The following is a 23510-nucleotide window of genomic DNA, read 5'->3' as shown; positions in this document are numbered from 1 at the left end:
CTCGTTCTCCTCGGGGAAGGGGTTGTGCCGTGCTGCAGGTCGCCGTCGTCGGCTCGGGGCCGAGTGGGGTGTACGCCGCGCAGGGTCTTGTCCAGCAGGAGCAGGTGCCCGGGGTGAGAGTCGATGTCCTGGACCGGCTGCCGTGCCCGTACGGTCTGGTGCGCTACGGCGTGGCGCCCGACCACGAGAAGATCAAGTCGCTGCAGAGCACGCTGCGCACGGTCCTGGAGCACGAGCGGGTGCGGTTCCTCGGCGGTGTCCGGGTCGGCCCGGACGGGCTGCCGGCCGCCCGGCTGAGGGAGCTCTACCACGCGGTCGTGTACTGCGTGGGCGCCGCCACCGACCGGCATCTCGGCGTGCCCGGGGAGGATCTGCCGGGCAGTTGGTCGGCGACCGACTTCGTGTCCTGGTACAGCGCGCATCCGGACGTCGTGTCCGACGGTTTCGTGCTCGGCGCGCGGGCGGCGGTCGTCATCGGCGTGGGGAACGTGGCGGTGGACGTGACCCGGATGCTGGCTCGCGGCGCCGCGGAGCTGGGCCCGACGGACATGCCCCAGGCGGCGTTCGACGCCCTGTCCGGCAGCCTGGTGCGGGAGATCCGGATGGTGGGGCGGCGCGGCCCCTCGCAGGCCCGCTTCACCACCAAGGAGCTGCGGGAGCTCGGCGGCCTGCCGGACACCGACGTCGTCGTGGATCCCGCCGAACTGGCGCTCGATCCGGCGTACCTCGATCCGTCCGCCCTGCCCGCCGCGCAGCGGCGCAACGTCGAGGTGCTGCGCGGGTGGGCCGAGCGGCCGCCGGCCGGCGGATCCCGGCGGATCCGGCTCCGCTTCTTCCTGCGGCCGGTCGCGCTGCTCCCGGGCGAGACAGGGCGGGTGCGCGCCGTCCGCTTCGAGCGGACGCTCCCGGACGGCCGCGGCGGCGTGGCGGGCACGGGTGAACACGAGGACATCGAGGCCCAATTGGTTCTGCGCTCGGTCGGATACCGCGGCGTACCGCTGGAGGGCCTGCCCTTCGACGCGGCCCGCGGCACGGTGCCTCATCTCGCGGGCCGCGTCCTGCGCGACGGGTCGGTGTCCCCCGGCGAGTACGTGGCCGGCTGGATCAAGCGCGGCCCGACGGGAGTCATCGGCACCAACCGCCCCTGCGCGAAGGAGACGGTGACCTCGCTCCTGGCGGACGCACCCGTACTCGTACGCCGCCAGGTGCCGACGGATCCGCTCGCCGCGCTGAGGGCGGAGGGCCTGCGCCCCGTCGAGTGGGCGGGATGGCAGGCGATCGAACGGGCGGAGGCGGAACTCGGCGCCTCGCTCGGCCGAGGCGTGGTCAAGCTCCCCGACTGGCAGGCACTACGGGAAGCGGCCGAACGCGACCAGTGAAGCGCCATGCGCCTGACACTCCGCCAAGCGCCCTCCCCCGAAGGGTGATTCAGCTGCCCCCGAGGCGGACGGCCTGACGGGTGACGGCGTCGAGGACGCTGTCGAGAAGCCCCGGGAAGAGATTGTCCAGGTCGTCCCGCCGCAGTCCGTTCATCTTGGCGGTACCCCGGTAGACCTGACGGATCACGCCCGCCTCGCGCAGCACCCGGAAGTGGTGCGTGGTCGTGGACTTGGTGACGGGCAGGTCGAAGTGCGAGCAGGACAGTTCACCGGCATCGGCGGCGAGCTCTCGCACGACCAGGAGCCGCATCGGGTCGGAGAACGCGTGGAGTACGGCTTCGAGCCGGATCTCCCCGCGCCCGGGGTGCGGTAGATCGCGGCTGCTGCTGGTCGGGGCGGCGGTCGTCACGGCGGCTCCAGTAGGTCGGGTCCGGTGGTTCCTCCGGAGATTTCATTGTACGAGAACTCTCGTAGTTTGACATTCGCCGTACTACGATGCCTATCGTACGAGTAGTCAACGGAGCCCCGCCAAGATTGGAGTCCGCCGTGAGCGCGCTCTTCGAGCCTTACACCCTGCGCGAGCTGACCGTCCCGAACCGGGTCTGGATGCCGCCGATGTGCCAGTACTCGGCCGCGCCTGAGGGCCCGTCGACGGGCGTCCCCAACGACTGGCACTTCGCTCACTACGCGGCCCGTGCCGTGGGCGGCACCGGCCTGATCATCGTCGAGGCCACGGCGGTCAGCCCCGAGGGCCGGATCTCGCCCTACGACCTGGGCATCTGGAACGACACCCAGACCGAGGCGTTCCGACGGATCACGCGCTTCCTGGTGTCCCAGGGCACCGTTCCCGCGATCCAGCTCGCCCACGCCGGCCGCAAGGCCTCGACCGACCGTCCCTGGAAGGGCGGCGCGCCGGTCGGTGCCGACAGCCACGGCTGGCAGCCGGTCGGTCCGAGCCCGCTCGCCTTCGACGAGAACCACCCCGTGCCGACCGAGCTGACGGTGGACGGCATCCGCGAGGTCGTCGGCCAGTTCACCGACGCCGCGCGGCGCGCGCTGGAGGCCGGTTTCGAGGTCGCCGAGATCCATGGCGCCCACGGCTACCTGATCGGGGAGTTCCTCTCGCCGCACTCCAACCGGCGCACGGACGCGTACGGCGGCTCGTACGAGAACCGGATACGCCTCGCCCTGGAGGTCGTGGACGCCGTACGTGAGGTGTGGCCCGACGACAAGCCGCTGTTCTTCCGCATCTCGGCCACCGACTGGCTGGAGGAGAACGGCTGGACGGCCGACGACACGGTCCGCTTCGCCGCCGAACTGACCGCCCACGGGGTCGATCTGATCGACGTGTCCTCGGGCGGCAACGCGTCCGGCGTACGCATCCCCCTCGAGCCCGGCTACCAGGTCCCCTTCGCCGCACGCGTCAAGGACGAGACGTCCATGGCGGTCGCCGCCGTCGGCCTCATCACCGATGTCGAGCAGGCCGAGAAGATCCTCGCCAACGGCGAGGCGGACGCCGTGCTGCTCGGCCGGGAACTGCTGCGCAACCCCTCCTGGGCCCGGCACGCGGCCCGCGAGCTCGGGGGCGACGTGCACGTGCCGGACCAGTACCACCGCTCTGTCTGAGAGGCGCCGCGGAGGCCGTTACCGCCGTTCGAGCCAGTCGGCGAAGCCGGTCCCGGCGAGGTGGGCGCCCGGGCCGGGGAGAAGCTCGCGCCCCTCGGGGTGCGCGCCGAAGTAGCCGACGGACTCGTCGGTGACGACCTCCCGCGGGTCCTCCTCGGCCGCCAGGCCCCTGCGGACGAACTCGTCGAGGCGGATCTCCTCGGGGCCTCCCACCTCGGTGGTGCCGTTCAGCGGATCCCCCACGGCGGCCAGGGCGACCGCCGCGACCACGTCGTCGGAGGCGAGCGGCTGGACCAGCGAGGAGGGCAGCCGGACCGTGCCGCCCTCGGTGGCCCCGGCGGCGATGCCCTTCGCGAACTCGAAGAACTGTGTGGCGCGGACGACGGAGTACGGGATGCCGGAAGCCTTGATCAGTTCCTCCTGGGCGACCTTGGCACGCAGGTAGCCCGAGGCGGGCAGCTGTTCGCTCCCCACGACGGACAGGGCGACGTGGTGTCCCACGCCGGCCGCCGCCTCGGCCGCGACAAGGTTGGCGGTGGACGTACGGAAGAACTCCAGGACCGCGTTGTCCTCGAAGGAGGGCGAGTTGGACACGTCGACGACGACCGCGGCGCCCTTCAGGGCGTCGTCCAGGCCCTCTCCGGTGATGCTGTTGACGCCCGTGTTCGGGGAGGCGGGGAGCACCTCGTGGCCGTCCGCCCCGAGCCTGGCGACGAGCTTCGACCCGATGAGCCCGGTACCGCCGATCACTACGATCTTCATGGTGCGACCTTTCCGGTTCGGTCCGACGGAATCGGACCTGCTGACCAGGTAGACCGGACAGGGTCCGGGTTTGTGACAGCCCGGCCCGTCTCCTCGGGTCGCCGCCTCCTACGAGGCCCCGCGTGCTCCGGGGAGCGACCGGACGTACCCGTCGAGCTTGACGGGGTTCATCACCCACATGATCCGGTCGACGCCCTGCGCGGACACGTCGAGGGACAGCAGAGCGGTGGCGCGCCCCTCGTGCGAGACGAGCACGGCGGGCCGGCCGTTCGCCTCCGTCCACTCGATCCCGGCACCGGGCCAGAACCTCGGTGTGAAGGCCGCCAGGTACCTGGCCACCCGGGCACCGCCGGACACCGGGACCCTCGACGCGCCACGCACTCCCCCGCCGTCCGAGTAGCTGACGACGTCGTCGGCGAGGAGCTCTTCGAGCGCCGCGAGATCACCGGTCCTGGCGGCCGACAGGAAGGCCTCGAACAGACGCCGGTGCTCGCCCGCGTCCACCGGCTCGCGCCGCTCGGCGGCGAGCCGCCTGCGCGCCCGGCTGACCAGCTGCCGGGCGTTGGCCAGGCCCGTTTCGACGATGGCCGCGATCTGCTCGTACGGGTAGTCGAAGGCCTCGCGCAGGACGTACGCCGCCCGCTCCGTCGGCGTCAGCTTCTCCAGCAGATGGAGCACAGCGAGCTCCAGCGCCTCGCCGCGTTCGGCCCCCAGCTGCGGGTCGGCGCTCGTGTCCACGGGTTCGGGGAGCCAGGGGCCGATGTACGTCTCACGGCGCACCCGCGCGGACCGGGCGACGTTGATCGCCAGGCGCGTCACCACGGTGGCCAGGTAGGCGGGCGGGTCCGCCACGACCGTCCGGTCCGTCGACTGCCAGCGCAGCCAGGCCTCCTGGATCACGTCCTCGGCCTCCACCGCACTTCCGAGCATCCGGTAGGCGATGCCGAAGAGCTGCCGCCGTACGCCGACGAAGACCGACGCGGCCTCGTCCAGCGCACCCTTCTCCTGGTGGTCCGAGTGCATCGCCGCTCGTTCCTCCGCCGCTGGGTGCCCCTCCGGTGAACCCGCAGATTCTTTCACGGGCCCGGACCGGGCCACGGACACGGCGCACCCCGTGCCCGGGAGGGAACACCGGCGCCGAATCGTTTCCCCATCGGCCTCGGCCGGTCAGGTCAGGTCAGGTCAGCCGGTCTTCCACCCCCACTGCGGACCGACCCGCGCCCACTCCGCGTCCCACTGGTCCAGCCGCCGCCGCTCCAGGCGGCCCCGGACCAGCCGCCCGCCCGCGAAGGGCACGGCCGCCGCGATCACACCCAGCAGTGTTCCGATCAGTCCGGCCCGCAGGCTCGCCTGGGCCTCCGTGACGGGTCTGGTGACGAGGCGGCCCTCAGGGTCGGTCCACACCCTGACCGGGGTGCCCGCCGTGCTGCCCGGCTCGACCCGGGTCTGCCCTTCGTGCGTGGTGCCGTCGGCGGCGGACCAGCGCACCTCGGCCCACACCCGCTCGGGACCGGAGGCGGTGCCGGGCGCACGCTCGGTGAGCTGCGCGAGCACGGGGCGCCACTCGACGCGCTCCCGGGCGAGGCTGTGCTCGACCGACCGCGCCGCGGCCAGTCCCGCGAGCGTCCCGGCGAGCAGGGCGAGGAGCCACACGGCGAGCACGGTCCAGGCCTCGAGCTTGTCGCTCCTACGCCGCAGAGGGTTGGGCCACCACCGCCACAGCAGCACCCTCGGACCACGTAACGCCATCGCAGGCCCCTCTCCTCACGCACACGGGATGCCCTCCCATACGGGAGCGGCGACCACGATGCTCACGAGATGTGCCCCACATCGCCGACACCCCGCGAGAAACGCCCTGACCTGCACCGATATGACGTCCGGGGGTGACTGTCAGTGCCTGGGTGCAGACTGGGCCCGTATCTGAGACAACGACGTCCGGAGGTGGTCGGCATGGCCGAGGTACTGCTCGCGGTAGGCACACGCAAGGGACTGTTCATCGGGCGGCGGCGCGGCGGCGCCTGGGAGTTCGACGACAGCCCGTATTTCAACGCGCAGGCGGTGTACTCGATCGCCGTCGACACCCGGACCGACGTCCCACGGCTTCTCGTCGGCGGCGACAGCGCGCACTGGGGTCCGTCCGTGTTCCACTCCGACGACCTGGGCCGTACCTGGACCGAACCGGCGAAGGCCGCCGTCAAGTTCCCGCAGGACACCGGGGCTTCGCTGGAGCGGGTCTGGCAGCTCCACCCCTCTGCGGCCGAACCGGACGTCGTGTTCGCGGGCACGGAGCCGGCCGCGCTGTGGCGCTCGACGGACCGTGGCGAGTCCTTCGAGCTCGTCCGCCCTCTCTGGGAGCACCCCACCCGCTCGCGCTGGGTACCGGGCGGCGGCGGGGAGGGTATGCACACGGTCCTGACCGACGCCCGCGATCCGCGGGCGATGACGGTCGCCGTCTCCACTGCCGGTGTCTTCCGCACGAAGGACGGCGGGGAGAGCTGGGAGCCGTCCAACTCCGGTGTCTCGGCGGTGTTCCTGCCCGATCCGGACCCGGAGTTCGGCCAGTGTGTCCACAAGGTCGCACGGGACGCGGCGACACCGGACCGTCTCTACCTGCAGAACCACTGGGGCGTGTACCGCAGCGACGACGCGGGGACGCACTGGACGGACATCGGCGAGGGCCTGCCGTCCACGTTCGGCTTCGCCGCGGCCACCCATCCGCACCGCGGGGACACCGCGTACGTCTTCCCCATCAACGCCGACTCGGACCGCATCCCGGCGGACCGCCGGTGCCGCGTCTTCCGCACCGCGGACGCGGGCAAGAGCTGGGAACCGCTCTCGGCGGGCCTGCCCCAGGAGGACCACTACGGCACGGTGCTCCGCGACGCCATGTGCACGGACGACGCCGACCCTGCGGGCGTGTACTTCGGAAACCGCAACGGCGAGTTGTTCGCGTCGGCCGACGACGGCGACAGCTGGCAGCAGCTGGCGTCCCATCTGCCGGACGTGCTCTGTGTCCGGGCCGCGGTGATCGGTTGAGCTCCCGCCCGCGACCGGCCGCCGGCACCCGGCCGGTCCCCGGTGCCCGTACGAACCGCGACACCTGCCTGAGCGTCAACAGCCGTGACAGGCACCGCACATACCACCTCGGGCCGTGCGGCGCCCTCCGGTTGATCCACCGCCCGTGTACGGCAGTAGGGTGACGCCGTGGCACCACGACCGTTGAATGAAATCGTCGAACCGGGCTGGGCCAAAGCCCTCGAACCAGTGGCCGGACGGATCGCAGAGATGGGGGACTTCCTGCGCGCGGAGATCGCCGCGGGACGCACCTATCTCCCGGCGGGCCCGAACGTTCTCCGCGCCTTCCAACAGCCCTTCGACGACGTCCGGGTCCTCATCGTCGGCCAGGACCCCTATCCGACACCGGGACACGCGGTGGGACTGTCGTTCTCGGTCGCGCCCGAGGTGCGGCCGCTGCCCGGCAGTCTCATCAACATCTACCGGGAGCTGAGCACCGACCTGGGAGTTCCCCCGCCGTCGAACGGCGATCTGACCCCCTGGACCCAGCAGGGCGTGCTGTTGCTCAACAGGGCGCTCACCACCGCGCCGCGGCGTCCGGCCGCGCACCGCGGGAAGGGCTGGGAAGAGGTCACCGAGCAGGCGATACGGGCACTGGCCACGCGGGGACGCCCTCTGGTGTCGATCCTGTGGGGCCGCGACGCCCGCAACGCCCGGCCGCTGCTGGGCGACCTTCCCTCGGTGGAGTCGGCGCATCCGTCACCCATGTCGGCGGACCGCGGCTTCTTCGGCTCGCGGCCCTTCAGCCGAACCAACGACCTGCTGGCCCAACAGGGCGGCGACCCCGTGGACTGGCGGCTGCCGTGACCGGTCCCGTCGGCGGGTCGGGCGTGCTCGGTGTGGACTCCGGCGGGTCCGGGCTGCGGGTCGTCCTGTCCGTCGACGGAGGCGGTGTCTTGGCGCCGCTCACGTCCAGGGTGCCGGTGCGCACCGGGCCGCGCGGCATCGACGCCGGGCATCTGCTGGAGCAACTGGTGCCGATGGCCCGCCGGTTGATGGACGACGCCGGGGTGGGGACACTGCGCGCCGTCGCCGTCGGCGCCGCCGGTCTCACCACTCTGGGCGACTCCCTGCGCGCCGACCTGCCCACAGGACTGGCCCGCGAACTCGGCGTGCGGCGGCTGGCCCTGGTCGCCGACGCCGTCGCCGCGTACACGGGTGCGCTCGGGCAGCGTGTGGGCGCGGTCGTCGCGGCCGGCACCGGGATGATCGCCATCGGCACGGACCTGCGTGACTGGCGAAGGGCAGACGGCTGGGGTCATCTCCTCGGGGACAGCGGCAGCGGAGCCTGGATCGGCCAGGCGGGCCTGGACGCCGCGTTGCGCGCCTACGACGGGCGCCCCGGAGGATCGGCCCCGCTCCTGGCGCGCGCCGAGGCGGTGTTCGGCTCGGCGACGGCGGTGCCGGGACAGCTCTACCCGCGCCCGGACCGCCCGGCCGTGCTCGCGTCCTTCGCGCCCGAGGTGGCCGCCTGCGCCGACGGCGACGACCCGACTGCGGCCGGCATCCTGGCCGCCGCGGCCCGGCACATCGCCGACTCGGCCGCCGCCGTGTGCCCCACCGAGACGGATGTTCCCCCAGCGGGGTCCGAAGGGGCCGGCCAGGCCCCGGGAGAGGTCCGCCTCGCCCTCACGGGCGGGCTGTTCAAACTGGGTGACCCGCTCCTCGTACCGCTGTGGGCCGCGCTGGCGGACCAACTGCCGCACGCACGGCTGGTGCCACCCGCGGGTGACCCGCTCGACGGCGCCGTCGGCATCGCCGCCGAACTGGCCGAGGACCGGCTGACGCTGCCGCGCGACGACAGCATGCTGTACGTCGTGAGGGACGGCACGGACCATCGTTCGCAGGACAGTTCACCGTGATCCACGGATAACCAGCGAGATCAATCCGTACGGAACTCATCAGACAAAACCGGACGGATACCGCTCACCTGCACCCTCCCCGAACAGGGGAGCCCAGGAAACCAGTAACATTCGGCGCCATGAGCTCCCCCACTGGGCCCGCGTCCGGCCTGCCAGTACGAATGCCGCGACCCCGCCAGCCCGGTCGGCACCGCCGACCGGAGCCCTTGGCGGCTCCCGAGGGCGCGCCCGCGCTCGTCCTCGCGGTGCCGGGCCTGCCCAGCGCCGCGATCCGCAGCCTCGTCGAGGAAGTCGTGAGCATCGCGCGCTCCGAGCTGCCCGGCCTCGACGCCCGGATCGGGTACCTCGACGGGGACGACGGGGAGTTCCCCACCCTCCAGTCGATCCTCGCGTACGCCGCCGAGGAGCGTACCGCTCGCTTCGAGCAGGCCCGCGCGGCCGGTGTGGACGCGGTGGAGCCGGACGGCCCCGTCGCCGTGGTCGTGCCACTGCTGGCCGGTCCGGACAGCGCGCTGCTGCGCCGCGTCCGCCAGGCCGTCATGGACAGCCGCGTCGCGGCCGAACTGACCGATGTGCTCGGCCCGCACCCGCTGCTCGCCGAGGCGCTGCACGTGCGCCTGTCCGAGGCGGGTCTGGCGCGCGCCGACCGCGCCCGGCTCTTCACCGTGGCGACGGCCGCGGACGGCATCATCCTGGCGTCCGTGGGCGGCAGCGAGGCCGTGCAGGCGGCCGGGATCACGGGCATGCTGCTCGCCGCCAGGCTCGCCGTGCCCGTGATGGCGGCGGCGCTGGACGAGGAGGGCTCGATCGCGGCCATCGCGGAGCAGCTGCGTTCCTCGGGCTCCCAGCACCTGGCGCTCGCTCCGTACCTGATCGGCCCCGAGCTCGACCCGGGACTGCTCGAGGACGCCGCCAAGGAGGCGGGCTGCTCCGCCGCCGAGGCGCTGGGTCCGTACCCGGCGATCGGCAAGCTGGCGCTCGCCAAGTACACGACGGCGCTCGGCATCGCGCCGCCGCAGCCGCAGGGCGCGCCGGTCCGCTGACCGGCAGGTCCCGCAACCGCGCATCAACCCCGAAGGGCCCGCTCCGTCTCCGGAGCCGGGCCCTTCGGGGTTGCGGCGGGCCCGAGAGGAACCGAGCGGACCGGGGGCACTGCTCGGGTCACCCCTGGTCGAGCACCACGCAGGACGCCGCGGGCGCCTTGACCGACCCGCCTCGCCGCGGCACGCCCGTATCGGGGTCCACCGCGAACCACGCGACGCTTCCCGAGCGCTCGTTCGCCACGTACAGGAAGCGGCCCGCCGGGTCGAGTGCGAGCGCCCGCGGCCAGGTGCCGCCGCACGACACGGTGGCGGCCAGCCGCAGCCCTTCGTCGGCCGCGCCGGGCACGAGCACGGAGATCACGTCCTGGCCGCGCGTGGCGGTCCACACGAAGCGGCCGTCGGGCGACACGACGATGCCGGAGGGGTAGGCGTCGCCGTCCGGGAGGTCGGGCAGCACGGGCGTCTCGCCGACCGGTCTCAGCGCGCCCTTGACGGCGTCCCAGCGGCAGGACGTGACGGTCGGTGTGAGTTCGTTGAGGACGTAGGCGCGTTCGCCGTCCGGGTGGAACGCCAGGTGGCGGGGCCCCGAGCCGGGCCGCAGCGCGATCTCCCGGTGCAGCGCGAGCGCGCCGTCGCGCAACGCGCACACCCGCACCGAGTCGGTACCGAGGTCGACGCTCACGGCCCACCGGCGGCTCGGGTCGGGCTGGACGTGGTGGGCGTGCGGGCCCTGCTGGCGCTGCGTGTGGGGGCCCGCGCCCTCGTGGCTCAGCACGTCGGAGACGGCGGCGAGGCTCCCGTCGTGGCGTACGGGCACGGCACTGACGCTGCCGGAGCCGTAGTTGGCGGTCAGCACGTGCCCGTCGAAGAGGCTCAGGTGTGTGGGTCCGCTGCCGCCGACCGGGACCAACGGGCCGGCGAGGGACGGCTCGTCACCCTTCACCCGGTAGGCGGCGACGGCGCCCTGAGCCGTCTCGCTCACCGCGTAGAGCATGTCCCCGGCGGGCGACAGGGCCAGGTACGAGGGGTCGGCGACGGTGTTCACCGCGCTCAGCAGCGCCAGCGCGCCGGTTTCCTCGTCCACGGCGGCGGTGAGGACGCCGAGGCCCCCTGCCGCCGTGAAGGAGCCGATGTACGCCCGTCGCTGCCGTCCGCCGCCGTCCGCCACTGCCGTCCCCTCTCGGTGCAATTCCTTGGGTGGCGACGGTAGCAGCCAAAGGCCTAGACCAAACGGGACACCCTCCGCCCCGCCGCACGACCGCGCGCACGCCTCCGATGATGCACGCGGGCGGGACGCCACGCACCGCTCCCGCGCGGCCCGCCCGGGCGGGCCGCGTCCGCAGGGGTCCGCAGGGGTCCGCAGGGGTCCGCAGGGACCAACACATCCGGCAGCCGCAGGGACCATCGGCCCGTGGCTCGTGGCCCGTGTACGCCCTCCGCACGGCCGGTGGTCCCTGTAGCTGCCGGAGGGCGGGGCAGCCGGCTCGCATTCCGCGGCGGGTGTGCAGGCGACGGGTGCGCAGGCGACGAGTGTTCAGGCTCCCACGGCCGAGGAGCGGCGGAGTGGCGTGGCCAGTGAGGCGAGCGCGCGTTCCAGGCCGTGGAGGTGAGCGAGGGCCTGCTCGGCGCCGGGGTGGTGGCCGGGCACGCCCGTCGTCGCCGTCACGGCGCCTTCCGGCACCGCGCCGACCAGGACCTCCACCGCCGCCTCGACACGCCCGCAGGCGGCGGTGAGGCGTGCGTCGTGCGAGGCGTCCGGATCGGCCGCGACGGCCACGAGGCCGCGCGCCTCCCGGGCGCAGTCGTCGAGGAGGGTCAGCACCCGCAGGGCCCGGGCCCTGCGTGCCCGTATCGGGTTCAGGGGATGCACGAGCGGGGCCAGGGCGAACCTGACCCGGCCGAGCAGCACCTCCAGTTCCGCCGCCGACGGCGCGGGGTCGGCGGCAGGATCGCCGGCGAGGCGCCGGGCCGCCGCCGCGGTGCAGCCGTGCACGGCACGCACGGCCTGGCCCACCCAGCGGTCGGTGACCGCGTGCGTGGTGACCGGCAGGATCAGCGCGACGGCGAGTGCGGCGCCGAGCGCGCCCGCGCCGGTCTCCGCGAGGCGCAGCCCCAGCAGACCCGGGTGCAGGACACCGAGCAGCCCGTAGAGCAGGCCCGCCATCACGGTGACGAAGAACATCATCCAGCTGTACGAGAGCGGCGCCGTGTAGAAGATGCCCCAGACGCAGACGGCCACGATCGCCGCCGTGGGCGCCACAGCGCCGTCCAGGGGAACCGCGACCAGCAGCCCGGCCGCGATGCCGGTGACCGTGCCGACGACGCGCCGGAAGCCGCGTACGAGGGTCTCGCCGCGCGAGGACGTGTTGACGAAGATCCACCAGGCGGTGCCGACGGCCCAGTACCAGCGCTCGTGCGAGAGGACCTGGCCCGCCGCCATCGCGAACGCGCAGGCGACCGTCGCCTGGAAGGCCTGGCGGGTGGTCGGCCGGGAGAGGCCGCGGCCGGCCGGCACGGCGGGCGTGACCGGCGCCGGAGTGCGCCGCTCGATGCACCACGCGCCGAAACGCACCACCGAGGACGCGGCCAGCGCCAGCGCCATCGCGGCGTACAGCTGCGGAAGCTGGCCGGGGACCGCGTGCAGGAACTGGGTGATGAAGAAGGTCATGAACGCGAAGATGCCGAGCGCGTGGCCGCGGGGACCCCAGCGGCGGGCGTACACCCCGCAGAAGACCACCGCGAGCCAGATGGCGTCGCGCGCCGTCGGCACGGCGTGCAGCACGGCCGCGAGGGCGAGGACGGGGAAGCCGACGGCGGGCAGCAGGGCGGTGGTGAGCGCCTGACCGCGCACGGTCGGGTCGCCGACCGTGAACAGCGCGAGGAGTGCGGTGAGGCCACCGGTGATGGTGGCGGGCAGCGAGAGTCCGGCGAGCTCCGACGCGGTCACCGCGAGGCCGATGCCGAGCACCGCCCGCAGCGAGATCCGCAGCCGTACCAGGCCCGGATCCGGAGCCATGAACATCTTCTTCACCGTCGGCAGCCCGCCCCTGTCTCGTGTCGGTCGCACCCGTCGGCGCACGACGCGACGGTCGTGGCGCTCAGGGCATGGGAATGGCGCCGCGGGTCCGGTCCGGCTTCCTTGCCGTCCGGCGCTTCGCGGCGCCATCAATACCGACACGTTAGGCAAGGGACGGGTGGTGGCTCAACAGGCAGCCGATCGACTGAGCCATTGGTACAGTCGGAAACGATCAGCCAAGACCGCAGGGAGGCCAACGGACCATGGCCGTGGACCAGCTCGACACCCGCATCCTCCGACTGCTCCTCGAACAACCGCGCACCAGCGTGCGGGAGTACGCCCGCGTCCTCGGCGTCGCCCGCGGCACGCTGCAGGCACGGCTCGACCGGCTGGAGCGGGACGGAGTGATCACCGGTACGGGGCCCACGCTCTCCCCCGCCGCGCTGGGCCATCCGGTGCTCGCGTTCGTGCACATCGAGGTCACCCAGGGACATCTCGACGACGTGGGGGACGCCCTGGCCGCCGTGCCGGAGATCATCGAGGCGTTCTCGATCACCGGTGGCGGAGATCTGCTGACCCGGGTCGTCGCCCGGGACAACGGGCATCTGGAGGACGTGATCCAGGCGCTGATCAGCATGCCGGGTGTCGTCCGCACGCGCACCGAGGTGGCACTGCGCGAGCGGGTACCGCAGCGGGTGCTGCCGTTGGTCGAGGCGATCGGACGCAAGGCCCGCAGCTGACCTCGGGCGCCACGCCCGCAGTCGCCCTGGGCATCCTGGACCTCATGAGCACTCTCGGCGGCACTTCGATCATCTTCGATCTCGACGGAACACTCGTGGACAGCGAGCCGAACTACTTCGAGGCGGGACGCCGGACACTCGCCGCGCAGGGCGTCACGGACTTCAGCTGGGCCGACCACGAGCGGTACGTCGGCATCAGCACCCAGGAGACGGTCACGCTGTGGAAGGAGCGGTACTCCCTCGACGCCCCGCTCGACGTGCTCCTCGCGGACAAGAACCGCCGCTATCTGGAGCTGGCCGGCGCGTCCACCGCGGTCTACCCCGAGATGCGGAAGTTCGTGGAGCTGCTGGCCGGCGACGGAGTCCCGATGGCCGTGGCCTCGGGGTCCTCGCGCCGGGCCATCGAGGCGATCCTGGCGGGCACGGGCCTGGACGCGTACCTGCGGACCGTCGTCTCGGCGGAGGAGGTCGCCCACGGCAAACCCGCTCCCGACGTGTTCGTGGAGGCGGCGCGCCGGCTCGGAGCGGTGCCCGGGGAGTGCGTGGTCCTCGAGGATGCCGCGCCGGGCGTCACGGCGGCGCACGCGGCCGGCATGCGGTGCGTCGCGATCCCGTACCTCGCGGCGCAGGCCGACGACCCGGCGTTCGCGACGGCGGAACTGCTTCTGCGGGGCGGCCAGGTTGAGTTCACGGCCCGGGCCGCCTACGAGTGGCTCCGCCGGGGTGGGCCCAAGGCTCCGCCGGCCTGAACATGTGGACGCCCTGCGGGCCGGGGGCACGGCGGCCGTGCGTCGGCCGGCCGAGCACATGCCCGGGAGCGGAAACCGGGAACACAATCGCAGGAGGGGCCTCGCTGTCACAGCGGGGCCCCTCCTGATGAACCGAACCTGCGACTCCCGCGCCTACGCGCCGCTCGCCCTGAGCATGTCCTCGCGCTCGACGAGCTTCACCCGCTCGCGGCCCTGGGGCTCCCCCAGCGCCTTCTCCGCGGCGTCGAGGCGGTACCAGCCGTCCCACGTGGTGTAGCGGACGTCGTGCTCGGCGAGGAACGCGTCCACCGCCTCGGGTTCCGGGGCGACGGGGGTCTGCAGACGGCCGTTCGCGTGGTCGTCGAGGAGGCTCGCGACCGTCTCGTTGGCGTCACCCTTGGTGTGGCCGATCAGGCCGACCGGGCCGCGCCTGATCCAGCCGGTGACGTACGTCGACCGCAGGTGCTGCCCGGTCTCCTCGATCACCCGGCCGGCCTTGTCCGGGACCGTGCCCGAGTCGACGTCCCAGGGCAGCTTGGGCAGCTTGTCGGACAGGTATCCGACGGCGCGGTAGACGGCGCCGAGGTCCCAGTCCTTGAACTCGCCGGTGCCCTTGACGTTGCCGGTGCCGTCGAGGGCGGTGCGCTCGGTGCGCAGGCCGACGACCTTGCCGTCCTCGCCGAGGATCTCGGTGGGCGACTCGAAGAAGTGCAGGAACAGCTTGTGCGGGCGGTCGCCGGTGTCGCGGATCGCCCAGTTCTCCAGGGTCTTCGCGACCATGTCGGCCTGCTTGTTGCCGCGCCGGGTCGCGATCGAGCCGTCGTCGTAGTCGATGTCCTCGGGGTCGACGATGACCTCGATGTTCGGGGAGTGGTCGAGCTCCCGCAGCTCCAGCGGGCTGAACTTCGCCTGCGCCGGGCCGCGACGGCCGAAGACGTGGACCTCCAGGGCCTTGTTGGCCTTGAGCCCCTCGTGGACGTTCGGCGGGATCTCGGTCGGCAGCAGTTCGTCCGCGGTCTTGGCGAGGATGCGCGCCACGTCGAGCGCGACGTTGCCGACGCCGAGGACGGCCACCTTCTCGGCCTCCAGCGGCCAGGTGCGCGGCACGTCCGGGTGCCCGTCGTACCAGGAGACGAAGTCCGCGGCGCCGTACGAGCCTTCGAGGCCGATCCCGGGTATGTCGAGCGCCCGGTCGGCCGTCGCCCCGGTGGAGAAGATCACCGCGTCGTAGAAGGCGCGCAGGTCGTCCAGGTTGATGTCGCCCGGGTAGTCGACGTTGCCGAAGAGGCGGATCTGCGGCTTGTCGAGGACCTGGTGCAGGGCGGTGATGATGCCCTTGATGCGGGGGTGGTCGGGTGCGACGCCGTAGCGGATCAGGCCGAAGGGGGCCGGCATCCGCTCGAAGAGGTCGATGGAGACACCGGGCTCGGCGGCCACTGCGGACTTCAACAGCGCGTCGGCGGCGTAGATCCCGGCGGGGCCGGCTCCGACTATGGCTACCCGCAGGGGGCGAGGCATGATCAGGTTCCCTTCGAGCGGTGATCAGGAGTACTCACCGGGGAGCCTAAACTAAGGCAAGCCTAAGTCTGTAGCCGGGCTGGACCTATGACCTCATAAGCCTGACTTATGAGTAGGGGTTCGCGGAGACGAACCGGCACTCCCTCCGTGCCGGTCCGATGTCCGCCCGCGGCCTGTTCAGCTGTCGAAGTCCACGGTCAGCGTCTCGGAGACGGGATACGACTGGCACGTGAGGACGTACCCCGCGTCGACCTCGGCGTTCTCAAGGGCGAAGTTGCGGCGCATGTCGGCCTTGCCGTCGGTGATGAGCGCACGGCAGGTGCCACAGACGCCGCCCTTGCAGGCGAAGGGCAGATCGGGGCGGGTCCGCTGAGCGCCTTCGAGGATGCTCCGCTCCCTGACCAGGGCGGAGGTGGTGGAGCGGCCGTCGAGCGTGACGGTGACCTGGCTGACGGGCCCCTGCACGGCGGTCTCCTCGTGACGCACCTCTCGTACGGGTTCGTCGTCGGCGTAGAACAGTTCCCGGTGGACGCGGCCGCCGGGGACGCCGAGGCCGCTCAGGACCCGCTGGGCGTCGAGGACCATGCCGTGCGGCCCGCACAGCCACCAGTGGTCCGCCGCCTTCACGTCGACCAGTGAGCCGAGGAGCTCCGAGAGCCGGTCCGCGTCGAGGCGGCCGGACAGCACCTCGGCCTCCCGGGGCTCGCGGGAGAGCACGTGGGCGAGCTGGAACCGGGCCGGATACAGGTCCTTCAGATCCGCCAGCTCGTCGGCGAACATCACGGTGGCCGTGCGCCGGTTGCCGTAGAAGAGGGTGACCGTCGAGCGCGGGTCCGCGGCCAGGACGGACTCGGCGATGGAGAGCATCGGCGTGACACCGGAGCCGGCCGCGATCAGCACGTGGTGGCCGGGTGCGCTGAGGTCGGGCGTGAACGTGCCGGTGGGGGCCATCACCTCCACGGTGTCGCCCGGGCGCACCTCGCGCACGAGCCACGCCGAGAACAGACCGCCCGGCACCACGCGCACACCGATGCGGGGAACCGAACCGGCGGGCGAGCAGATCGAGTACGAGCGCCGCTCGTCCCGGCCGTCCACCTCGCGCCGCAGCGTCAGGGACTGACCGGGTGCGAAGTCGAACTCCGCCGCCAGCCCTTCGGGGATCTCGAAGCTCACCGCGGCCGCGTCCTCGCACAGCGGCTGTACGGCGGCGACCCGCAGGGCGTGGAAGGCCGGACGGCGGCGGACCCGCGGACGCATCGCAGGCCCGGCAGCGGACACGGCCGGCGCGGGGCCCGAAGTCGGGGCGGCCTGGTCCTTCGGACCGCCCGTCGGCTCTTCCTTCAGGCCTTCCATCAGATCTCCTTGACGTACTCGAACGGCTCGCGGCAGGCGCGGCAGCGCCACAGCGCCTTGCACGACGTGGCGGCGAAACGGGAGGTCTCCTCGGTGTCCGCCGAACTGCAGCGCGGACACGCCACCGTGCGGCGGACGGGAGACAGCACGAGGGGCACCGGACCGGCGGCTCGCCCGGGTGCGGCGCCCGGTGGCGCGATCCCGTGCTCGGTGAGTTTGCGACGGCCCTCCGCAGTGATCCAGTCGCTCGTCCACGGCGGGTCCAGGACCGTACGGATCTCGACGCGCGCGTACCCCGCGCCGCGCAGCCGTGCCGCCACGTCCGCGCGCATCTCGGCCATGGCGGGGCAGCCCGAGTAGGTCGGCGTGAGGCTCGCGACCACGGTCCCGTCGCCGGTCACCTCGACCGCGCGCAGCACTCCGAGGTCGGCGAGGGTCAGCATCGGCAGTTCGGGGTCCGGCACCTGCTCGGCGATGTGCCGGGCATGCCGCAGGCCTGTCAGTACGGTCACCATGTCGCCCCCGGGTGTGCGCGGGCCACGCTCTGCAACTCGGCCAGCAGCGGCGCGAGATGCTCGGTGTGCTCTCCGCTCCGCCCGGTGCCGGGCAGCGGCCGGTACACGGGCATGGGCAGCCCGGCGGCCTCGGTGACCTGCCGCAGGACGCCGACGACCTCGTCCCGTACGTCGTACGCCGTGAACAACTCGCCGAAGTACGGGGCGACCTGCTCCATCGCCCTGCGCGTACGGCGGTGCGACTCCTCGGTGCCGTCACCCAGGCGCACGACCCACTCGGCCGCGTACTGCCGGTGGTACGTCAGCTCCTTGACGCCCTTCGCCGCGACGGCCGCGAGGACGGGGTCGGGATGCGACGACAACTCCTCGAAGTGCGCGAGCCGCCAGCTGGACAGCACCAGCAGCCGCACGATCGAGAACGCGAAGTCCCCGCCCGGAAGCTCCGCCAGGCGTACGTTCCCGAAGTCCTCGGCGTCCCGGAAGTAGGCGTACGCGTCCTCGCCGCGCCCGGTGCCGTCTGCCTGGCCCGCCCGTGCGTACAGCAGGCGGGCCTGGCCGAGGAGGTCGAGGCCGATGTTGGCGAGCGCGACCTCCTCCTCCAGCTCGGGGGCGCGGGTGGTCCACTCGGCCAGCCGCTGGGCACTCACCAGGGCGTCGTCGGCGAGGGCCACGCAGTCCGCGGCCAGCAGGCCGGCGTCGATGCCCGCGGGCACGGTGGTGTCCACCCCGTGGAGCGGGTCCTCGAAGCCGGTGCCGTATGCCCAGCGGGTGTCGTCCTCGTGCCCCTCGGCGAGGGACAGGTAGACATGGTCGTCGCTCATGCCCTGCTCCTCAGATGTGCGGGACGTCGTCGGGGATGTCGTAGAAGGTCGGATGGCGGTAGACCTTGTCGGCGCTCGGCGCGAAGAACGGGTCCTTCTCGTCACGGGTGGATGCGGCGATGTGCTCCGAGCGCACCACCCAGATCGAGACGCCCTCGTTGCGACGGGTGTAGAGGTCGCGTGCGTGGGTGAGGGCCATGGTGTCGTCGGCGGCGTGCAGCGAGCCCACATGGACGTGGTTCAGTCCGCGCTTGCCGCGCACGAAGACCTCGTACAGCGGCCAGTCGCCCTTCGCGGTGGCCTGGGCCGGGTCCGCAGTGGTGGCCGGGCCGACGCCCGGGACGGAGTCGCTCATGCCACAGCTCCCTCGTGTCCGTGCGCGCGCCGCGCCTGCTTGGCCGCGTGGGCCGTGGCCGCCTCCCGTACCCAGGTGCCCTCCTCGTGGGCGGACCTGCGACGCTCCACCCGCTCGGCGTTGCACGGGCCGTCGCCGCCGATGACCCGCTTGAGCTCGGCCCAGTCGGGGGTGCCGAAGTCGTGGCGTCCGCGCTCCTCGTTCCAGCGGAGCTCCGGGTCCGGGAGCGTCACGCCGAGCTTCTCGGCCTGCGGGACCGTCATGTCGACGAACCTCTGACGCAGCTCGTCGTTGCTGTGCCGCTTGATCTTCCAGGCCATCGAGGCCGCCGAGTTGGGCGAGTCGCCGTCGGGCGGGCCGAACATCATGAGCGAGGGCCACCACCAGCGGTCCACGGACTCCTGGACCATGGTCCGCTGCGCCTCGGTGCCGCGCATCATGGTCAGCAACAGCTCGTAGCCCTGCCGCTGGTGGAACGACTCCTCCTTGCAGATACGCACCATCGCGCGCGCGTAGGGGCCGTACGAACTCCTGCACAGCGGCACCTGGTTGCAGATCGCCGCGCCGTCCACGAACCAGCCGATCACGCCGACGTCGGCGAACGTCGGCGTCGGGTAGTTGAAGATCGACGAGTACTTCTGGCGGCCCTGGATCAGGCGCTCGGTCAGGTCCGCGCGGTCGGCGCCCAGCGTCTCGGCGGCCGAGTACAGGTACAGCCCGTGCCCCGCCTCGTCCTGGACCTTCGCGAACAGGATGGCCTTGCGGCGCAGTGACGGGGCGCGAGTGATCCACTCACCCTCGGGCTGCATGCCGATGATCTCCGAGTGCGCGTGCTGCGCGATCTGCCGGACGAGCGTCCTGCGATAGCCGTCGGGCATCCAGTCGCGGGGCTCGATCCGCTGGTCCCGCGCGATCGTCGCGTCGAAGTGCTCCTGCAACAACTGCTCCGGGAGGGGCGTCTCGGCGGAGTGTGTCGTGGTCATCGATACCAGCTTCCCTACCGACCATTCGTTCGGTACCAGTGTGACGCCTTTCCGGCAGCCGGGCAAGACCCCACGGGGAAGCGAACAGGGCGCATCCGGCCCGACGGCGCCGGTGGCGCCACCTCAGTGCCGGTGACTGCCGGAGCCGCCCTCGACGACCTCGCCACGCCCGCCACCGCCGTCGGCCGCGTCACCGGCGTGGACGGTGAACGCGGCGGTGCGCACCACCCCCTTGTGCTGGAAATCGAGGAAGAGGCGGTAGGCGCCGGCGCTGGGCGCGGTGGCCGTGAACGAGATGCCCGGGCCCGGCTCGGTCCTGCCGTCGCCCGGTTCCCCGTTGGGGTGGACGTGGAGGTACGCGAGATCGCCGGAGCGCAGGGCGACGAGGTGGCCGTAGGCGCCGAGGTAGGGCTGCAGATCGGTGACGGGCTTGCCGTCGCGCGACACCTCGAGCTTCAGTTCACCGGCCGCGCCCGGGCGCAGTCCGCCCGTCAGCTCGACCTCGTACCCGCCGGTCTCGGCCGTGGCGCTCGGGGCGGGCAGGTCCTTCGGTTCGTACGGGCCCGAGGCCGCGAGGTCGGCGCCGAGGGTGAGGTTCTCGGCGCCCTTCTTCGCCGGGGTGAAGTCGGCGAAGACCCGGTAGCCGCCCGCCCGGGGCAGCTCGACGGGGATGCTCCAGGTGCCGTCGGCCGCGCGGGCGGGGTGAAGGTGGCGGTAGGTGACCAGGTCACGGGAGGCGACGATGAGGTGGAGTTCTTTGTCGTGTTCGCGCCGGTACGAGGTGACCGCGCGGCCGTTCCCGTCCCGGACGGTGAAGCGCAGGTCGGCGGGCCGACCGGCCTCGACGCGCGGAGTCTTCAGGTCGAGCGTGTAGCCGCCCTCCGAGATCTGCAGTCCGCCGGCCGGAGCCTGCCGCCCCTCCCCCGCGGGCTCGTGCTCCGCGTGATCCCCACCCCCCTCGGGAGCGGGTGAGGCCTCGGCATGGGTGCCGTGACCGGCGGGCTTCGCTTCCGTGACGACGGGATCGATGCCCCGGCCCACTCCGTAGGCAGTGCCGAAGGTCGCGGCGAGTGCGGCGGCGAACGCGGTGATCTTGACTCCGGTCTGCATGGTCATCTCCCGAGGACAGGGGGCCCGTGTCATGGTGCGGGCCCTTCCATGCATTTCAACATACCCCTAGGGGGTATTAAGTCAAGACTCTTGCGCAGCTTGCGCCTAATACCCTCCAGGGGTATACAGGTCGGGAGCAGAAATACCCCTACCCCGTATATGGGCCCCACCGTACAGGCGGGGACCCGAGTCCGTGCCCCCGGGTGATCCCGGCTCCGGGGCCCGGCCGTCCACCTCCCGCCACGAGGAGCAGCCATGACCACCACGACGACCGGCACTGGGACGCCGACCGGTACTGAGACGCAACTCGTCATCGGCGGCATGACCTGTGCCTCGTGCGCGGCGCGTGTCGAGAAGAAGCTCAACCGCATGGACGGGGTCACCGCCACCGTCAACTACGCCACCGAGAAGGCCAAGGTCACCCACACCGGTGAGGTCGCGGTGCAGGACCTGATAGCCACCGTAGAGAAGACCGGGTACACCGCGCACGAACCCGTCCCCGAACCCGCGCGACCCGGACACGACGAGGCCACGAGGGAGGCGGACGACGAACTGCGGCCGCTGCGCGAGCGGTTGACCACCGCCGTGGTGCTGGCCGTCCCGGTCGTCGCGATGGCGATGGTTCCGGCGCTGCAGTTCGAGTACTGGCAGTGGCTGTCCCTGACGCTTGCGGCACCCGTCGTGACGTACGCGGCCTGGCCGTTCCACAAGGCGGCGTTCACCAACGCCCGGCACGGGGCGGCCACCATGGACACCCTGATCTCGGTGGGGACCACGGCGGCCTTCGTGTGGTCGCTGTGGGCCCTGTTCCTCGGGACCGCGGGCACCCCCGGCATGACGCATCCCTTCGAGCTGACCATCGCCCGCGGAGACGGCGCCGGGAACATCTACCTGGAGGCCGCCGCCGGGGTCACCGCCTTCATCCTGGCCGGCCGGTACTTCGAGGCGCGCTCCAAGCGCAGGGCGGGTGCCGCGCTGAAGGCGCTGCTGGACCTGGGCGCCAAGGAGGTCACCGTCCTCCGGGGCGACCGGGAGGAGCTGATACGCACGGAGGACCTGGTGGCCGGCGACCGCTTCCTCGTGCGCCCCGGCGAGAAGATCGCCACCGACGGGACCGTCGTCGAGGGATCCTCGGCGGTGGACGCCTCGATGCTCACTGGTGAGTCCGTGCCGGTGGAGGTGTCCACCGGCGACCACGTCACCGGCGCCACGCTCAACGCGGGCGGCCGCCTGGTCGTCGAGGCCACCCGGGTCGGCGCCGACACCCAACTGGCCCGGATGGCGCGGCTGGTGGAGGACGCGCAGAACGGCAAGGCCGCGGCCCAGCGCCTCGCGGACAGGATCTCCGCCGTGTTCGTACCGGTCGTCATCGCCCTGGCGCTGGGCACGCTCGGCTTCTGGCTGGGCAACGGATCCGGCCTGACGGCCGCCTTCACCGCGGCCGTCGCCGTGCTGATCATCGCCTGCCCCTGCGCCCTGGGACTCGCCACCCCCACCGCCCTCATGGTCGGCACCGGCCGCGGCGCCCAGCTCGGCATCCTCATCAAGGGCCCCGAGGTCCTGGAGACCACCCGCCGCGTCGACACCGTCGTCCTGGACAAGACCGGCACCGTCACCACCGGCCGCATGACGCTGCTGGCCGTGCACACCGCTGCCCACACCGACGAGTCCGAAGTCCTGCGCCTGGCAGGCGCGTTGGAGCACGCCTCCGAGCATCCGATCGCCCGGGCCGTCGCGGAGGGCGCCCTTCGCGAACTGGGTTCGCTGCCCACGCCCGAGGACTTCACGAACGTTCCCGGACTCGGGGTGCAGGGTGTCGTCGACGGCCACGCCGTCCTCGTCGGCCGGGAGCGCCTGCTCGGTGAGTGGGCCATGGAACTCCCGCCGGGACTGGCAGCGGCCAGGGCCGATGCCGAGTCCGCCGGGCGCACCGCCGTCGCGGTCGCCTGGGACGGCGAGGCACGCGCGGTCATCGAGGTCGCCGACGCGGTCAAGGAGACCAGCGCGGAGGCGATCACACGGCTGCGGGCGCTCGGCCTGACCCCGATCCTGCTGACCGGCGACAACCGGGCCGTGGCCCTGTCGGTCGCCCGCGAGATCGGTATCGCACCCGAGGACGTCGTCGCCGACGTGCTGCCCCAGGACAAGGCGGACGTCGTCAAGCGGCTCCAGGGCGAAGGCCGTTCGGTCGCGATGGTCGGAGACGGCGTCAACGACGCGGCCGCCCTGGCGCAGGCAGACCTGGGCCTGGCCATGGGCACCGGGACGGACGCCGCGATCGAGGCCGGCGACCTGACCCTCGTGCGGGGCGACCTGCGTGCGGCGGCCGACGCGATCCGTCTCGCGCGCCGCACCCTGACCACCATCCGGTCGAACCTGTTCTGGGCCTTCGCCTACAACCTGGCCGCGCTGCCGCTCGCCGCGGCCGGTCTGCTCAACCCGATGATCGCCGGAGCGGCCATGGCCTTCTCCTCCGTCTTCGTCGTCGGCAACTCCCTGCGGCTGCGCTCCTTCCGGGCGGCCGCCTGACTCCCCCGGACGATCGCCGTGCCGCCCCGGCGCCGCTCGCCCGCCGCTGCGGGCCCACGGCGGCCGGGACGACG

The 23510-nt window shown here is 72.6% G+C and carries 22 protein-coding genes; 9 read left to right on the top strand and 13 right to left on the bottom strand.

Going from position 1 to position 23510, the window contains the following annotated elements; all coding sequences use genetic code 11:
- Positions 1-29 precede the first annotated feature (29 nt).
- On the top strand, positions 30-1379 hold the full coding sequence (locus tag O1Q96_RS17135) for an FAD-dependent oxidoreductase (RefSeq protein ID WP_269249006.1): 1350 nt from the start codon (positions 30-32) through the stop codon (positions 1377-1379).
- Between the two features lie 49 nt (positions 1380-1428).
- Here the strand turns inward: O1Q96_RS17135 and O1Q96_RS17130 are convergent, their stop codons facing one another.
- Positions 1429-1788 (bottom strand): ArsR/SmtB family transcription factor, encoded by a 360-nt coding sequence (locus O1Q96_RS17130; RefSeq protein ID WP_269249005.1) that lies wholly within the window; start codon positions 1786-1788, stop codon positions 1429-1431.
- A gap of 137 nt (positions 1789-1925) precedes the next feature.
- Between O1Q96_RS17130 and O1Q96_RS17125 the strand changes: the two genes are divergently transcribed.
- Complete coding sequence (locus O1Q96_RS17125; RefSeq protein WP_269249004.1) at positions 1926-3005, top strand: NADH:flavin oxidoreductase/NADH oxidase; 1080 nt, start codon at positions 1926-1928, stop codon at positions 3003-3005.
- An 18-nt stretch (positions 3006-3023) separates the two neighbouring features.
- On the opposite strand, the gene O1Q96_RS17120 is transcribed toward O1Q96_RS17125, so the two are convergent.
- The 3 genes from O1Q96_RS17120 to O1Q96_RS17110 all read right to left on the bottom strand — a co-directional run bounded on the left by O1Q96_RS17120 (position 3024) and on the right by O1Q96_RS17110 (position 5516).
- The gene (locus tag O1Q96_RS17120) at positions 3024-3767 is read right to left on the bottom strand and encodes an SDR family oxidoreductase (protein WP_269249003.1); all 744 of its coding nucleotides are present in this window, start codon (positions 3765-3767) and stop codon (positions 3024-3026) included.
- Positions 3768-3875: 108 nt separating this feature from the next.
- Entirely contained in the window at positions 3876-4790 is a 915-nt protein-coding gene (locus O1Q96_RS17115; RefSeq protein WP_269249002.1) for an RNA polymerase sigma-70 factor, read from the bottom strand.
- Between the two features lie 159 nt (positions 4791-4949).
- Entirely contained in the window at positions 4950-5516 is a 567-nt protein-coding gene (locus O1Q96_RS17110) for an Rv1733c family protein (protein WP_269249001.1), read from the bottom strand.
- 201 nt (positions 5517-5717) lie between these two features.
- Here O1Q96_RS17110 and O1Q96_RS17105 point away from each other — a divergent pair, with 201 nt between their 5' ends.
- The 4 genes from O1Q96_RS17105 to O1Q96_RS17090 all read left to right on the top strand — a co-directional run bounded on the left by O1Q96_RS17105 (position 5718) and on the right by O1Q96_RS17090 (position 9747).
- On the top strand, positions 5718-6803 hold the full coding sequence (locus O1Q96_RS17105) for a WD40/YVTN/BNR-like repeat-containing protein (protein WP_269249000.1): 1086 nt from the start codon (positions 5718-5720) through the stop codon (positions 6801-6803).
- A gap of 168 nt (positions 6804-6971) precedes the next feature.
- Positions 6972-7649, top strand: coding sequence for a uracil-DNA glycosylase (locus tag O1Q96_RS17100; protein WP_269248999.1), 678 nt, complete (start codon positions 6972-6974; stop codon positions 7647-7649).
- Positions 7646-8704: an N-acetylglucosamine kinase gene (locus O1Q96_RS17095; protein WP_269248998.1), complete on the top strand. Its 1059-nt coding sequence runs from the start codon at positions 7646-7648 to the stop codon at positions 8702-8704. Before O1Q96_RS17100 ends, O1Q96_RS17095 begins: the two co-directional genes overlap by 4 nt.
- A 119-nt stretch (positions 8705-8823) precedes the next feature.
- Complete coding sequence (locus O1Q96_RS17090) at positions 8824-9747, top strand: sirohydrochlorin chelatase (protein ID WP_269248997.1); 924 nt, start codon at positions 8824-8826, stop codon at positions 9745-9747.
- A gap of 118 nt (positions 9748-9865) precedes the next feature.
- Here the strand turns inward: O1Q96_RS17090 and O1Q96_RS17085 are convergent, their stop codons facing one another.
- Both O1Q96_RS17085 and O1Q96_RS17080 read right to left on the bottom strand, forming a co-directional pair.
- Positions 9866-10915, bottom strand: coding sequence for a lactonase family protein (locus O1Q96_RS17085; RefSeq protein WP_269248996.1), 1050 nt, complete (start codon positions 10913-10915; stop codon positions 9866-9868).
- 366 nt (positions 10916-11281) lie between these two features.
- Complete coding sequence (locus tag O1Q96_RS17080) at positions 11282-12769, bottom strand: FUSC family protein (protein WP_269248995.1); 1488 nt, start codon at positions 12767-12769, stop codon at positions 11282-11284.
- 257 nt (positions 12770-13026) lie between these two features.
- Between O1Q96_RS17080 and O1Q96_RS17075 the strand changes: the two genes are divergently transcribed.
- On the top strand, positions 13027-13503 hold the full coding sequence (locus O1Q96_RS17075) for an Lrp/AsnC family transcriptional regulator (RefSeq protein WP_269248994.1): 477 nt from the start codon (positions 13027-13029) through the stop codon (positions 13501-13503).
- Positions 13504-13547: 44 nt separating this feature from the next.
- Positions 13548-14252: an HAD family hydrolase gene (locus tag O1Q96_RS17070; protein ID WP_269248993.1), complete on the top strand. Its 705-nt coding sequence runs from the start codon at positions 13548-13550 to the stop codon at positions 14250-14252.
- A gap of 153 nt (positions 14253-14405) precedes the next feature.
- Here the strand turns inward: O1Q96_RS17070 and O1Q96_RS17065 are convergent, their stop codons facing one another.
- The 7 genes from O1Q96_RS17065 to O1Q96_RS17035 all read right to left on the bottom strand — a co-directional run bounded on the left by O1Q96_RS17065 (position 14406) and on the right by O1Q96_RS17035 (position 20907).
- Entirely contained in the window at positions 14406-15770 is a 1365-nt protein-coding gene (locus tag O1Q96_RS17065; RefSeq protein ID WP_269248992.1) for an FAD-dependent oxidoreductase, read from the bottom strand.
- 177 nt (positions 15771-15947) lie between these two features.
- Entirely contained in the window at positions 15948-17123 is a 1176-nt protein-coding gene (gene paaE / locus O1Q96_RS17060; RefSeq protein ID WP_269248991.1) for a 1,2-phenylacetyl-CoA epoxidase subunit PaaE, read from the bottom strand.
- Positions 17123-17638, bottom strand: coding sequence for a 1,2-phenylacetyl-CoA epoxidase subunit PaaD (paaD, locus tag O1Q96_RS17055; protein WP_269248990.1), 516 nt, complete (start codon positions 17636-17638; stop codon positions 17123-17125). Before paaD ends, paaE begins: the two co-directional genes overlap by 1 nt.
- Positions 17632-18459, bottom strand: a complete 828-nt coding sequence (paaC, locus tag O1Q96_RS17050; RefSeq protein WP_269248989.1) for a 1,2-phenylacetyl-CoA epoxidase subunit PaaC — start codon at positions 18457-18459, stop codon at positions 17632-17634. The genes paaD and paaC overlap by 7 nt, the downstream gene beginning before the upstream one ends.
- A gap of 10 nt (positions 18460-18469) precedes the next feature.
- Complete coding sequence (gene paaB, locus O1Q96_RS17045) at positions 18470-18814, bottom strand: 1,2-phenylacetyl-CoA epoxidase subunit PaaB (protein WP_269248988.1); 345 nt, start codon at positions 18812-18814, stop codon at positions 18470-18472.
- The gene (paaA, locus tag O1Q96_RS17040) at positions 18811-19797 is read right to left on the bottom strand and encodes a 1,2-phenylacetyl-CoA epoxidase subunit PaaA (protein WP_269248987.1); all 987 of its coding nucleotides are present in this window, start codon (positions 19795-19797) and stop codon (positions 18811-18813) included. The genes paaB and paaA overlap by 4 nt, the downstream gene beginning before the upstream one ends.
- Positions 19798-19920: 123 nt before the next feature.
- Positions 19921-20907 carry a hypothetical protein gene (locus O1Q96_RS17035; RefSeq protein WP_269248986.1) on the bottom strand — a complete coding sequence of 329 codons (987 nt, stop codon included), beginning with the start codon at positions 20905-20907 and terminating at the stop codon, positions 19921-19923.
- 255 nt (positions 20908-21162) lie between these two features.
- On the opposite strand from O1Q96_RS17035, the gene O1Q96_RS17030 reads away from it, so the two are divergent.
- Positions 21163-23436, top strand: a complete 2274-nt coding sequence (locus O1Q96_RS17030) for a heavy metal translocating P-type ATPase (protein ID WP_269248985.1) — start codon at positions 21163-21165, stop codon at positions 23434-23436.
- Positions 23437-23510: the final 74 nt, after the last annotated feature.

The organism is Streptomyces aurantiacus (assembly GCF_027107535.1).
In the GTDB taxonomy this organism is placed as follows: Bacteria; Actinomycetota; Actinomycetes; order Streptomycetales; family Streptomycetaceae; genus Streptomyces.
The sequence above is the reverse complement of the archived record's forward strand: the minus strand, read 5'-3'. Positions and strand labels throughout refer to the sequence as shown.

What these genes read in the sequence shown, in the direction of transcription:
- O1Q96_RS17120 (WP_269249003.1), bottom strand. Translation starts at nt 3,767, where the DNA reads ATGAAGATCGTAGTGATCGGCGGTACCGGGCTCATCGGGTCGAAGCTC.
- O1Q96_RS17115 (WP_269249002.1), bottom strand. Translation starts at nt 4,790, where the DNA reads ATGCACTCGGACCACCAGGAGAAGGGTGCGCTGGACGAGGCCGCGTCG.
- O1Q96_RS17110 (WP_269249001.1), bottom strand. Translation starts at nt 5,516, where the DNA reads ATGGCGTTACGTGGTCCGAGGGTGCTGCTGTGGCGGTGGTGGCCCAAC.
- O1Q96_RS17105 (WP_269249000.1), top strand. Translation starts at nt 5,718, where the DNA reads ATGGCCGAGGTACTGCTCGCGGTAGGCACACGCAAGGGACTGTTCATC.
- O1Q96_RS17090 (WP_269248997.1), top strand. Translation starts at nt 8,824, where the DNA reads ATGAGCTCCCCCACTGGGCCCGCGTCCGGCCTGCCAGTACGAATGCCG.
- O1Q96_RS17080 (WP_269248995.1), bottom strand. Translation starts at nt 12,769, where the DNA reads ATGTTCATGGCTCCGGATCCGGGCCTGGTACGGCTGCGGATCTCGCTG.
- O1Q96_RS17075 (WP_269248994.1), top strand. Translation starts at nt 13,027, where the DNA reads ATGGCCGTGGACCAGCTCGACACCCGCATCCTCCGACTGCTCCTCGAA.
- O1Q96_RS17070 (WP_269248993.1), top strand. Translation starts at nt 13,548, where the DNA reads ATGAGCACTCTCGGCGGCACTTCGATCATCTTCGATCTCGACGGAACA.
- O1Q96_RS17065 (WP_269248992.1), bottom strand. Translation starts at nt 15,770, where the DNA reads ATGCCTCGCCCCCTGCGGGTAGCCATAGTCGGAGCCGGCCCCGCCGGG.
- paaE (WP_269248991.1), bottom strand. Translation starts at nt 17,123, where the DNA reads ATGGAAGGCCTGAAGGAAGAGCCGACGGGCGGTCCGAAGGACCAGGCC.
- paaD (WP_269248990.1), bottom strand. Translation starts at nt 17,638, where the DNA reads ATGGTGACCGTACTGACAGGCCTGCGGCATGCCCGGCACATCGCCGAG.
- paaC (WP_269248989.1), bottom strand. Translation starts at nt 18,459, where the DNA reads ATGAGCGACGACCATGTCTACCTGTCCCTCGCCGAGGGGCACGAGGAC.
- paaB (WP_269248988.1), bottom strand. Translation starts at nt 18,814, where the DNA reads ATGAGCGACTCCGTCCCGGGCGTCGGCCCGGCCACCACTGCGGACCCG.
- paaA (WP_269248987.1), bottom strand. Translation starts at nt 19,797, where the DNA reads ATGACCACGACACACTCCGCCGAGACGCCCCTCCCGGAGCAGTTGTTG.
- O1Q96_RS17035 (WP_269248986.1), bottom strand. Translation starts at nt 20,907, where the DNA reads ATGCAGACCGGAGTCAAGATCACCGCGTTCGCCGCCGCACTCGCCGCG.
- O1Q96_RS17030 (WP_269248985.1), top strand. Translation starts at nt 21,163, where the DNA reads ATGACCACCACGACGACCGGCACTGGGACGCCGACCGGTACTGAGACG.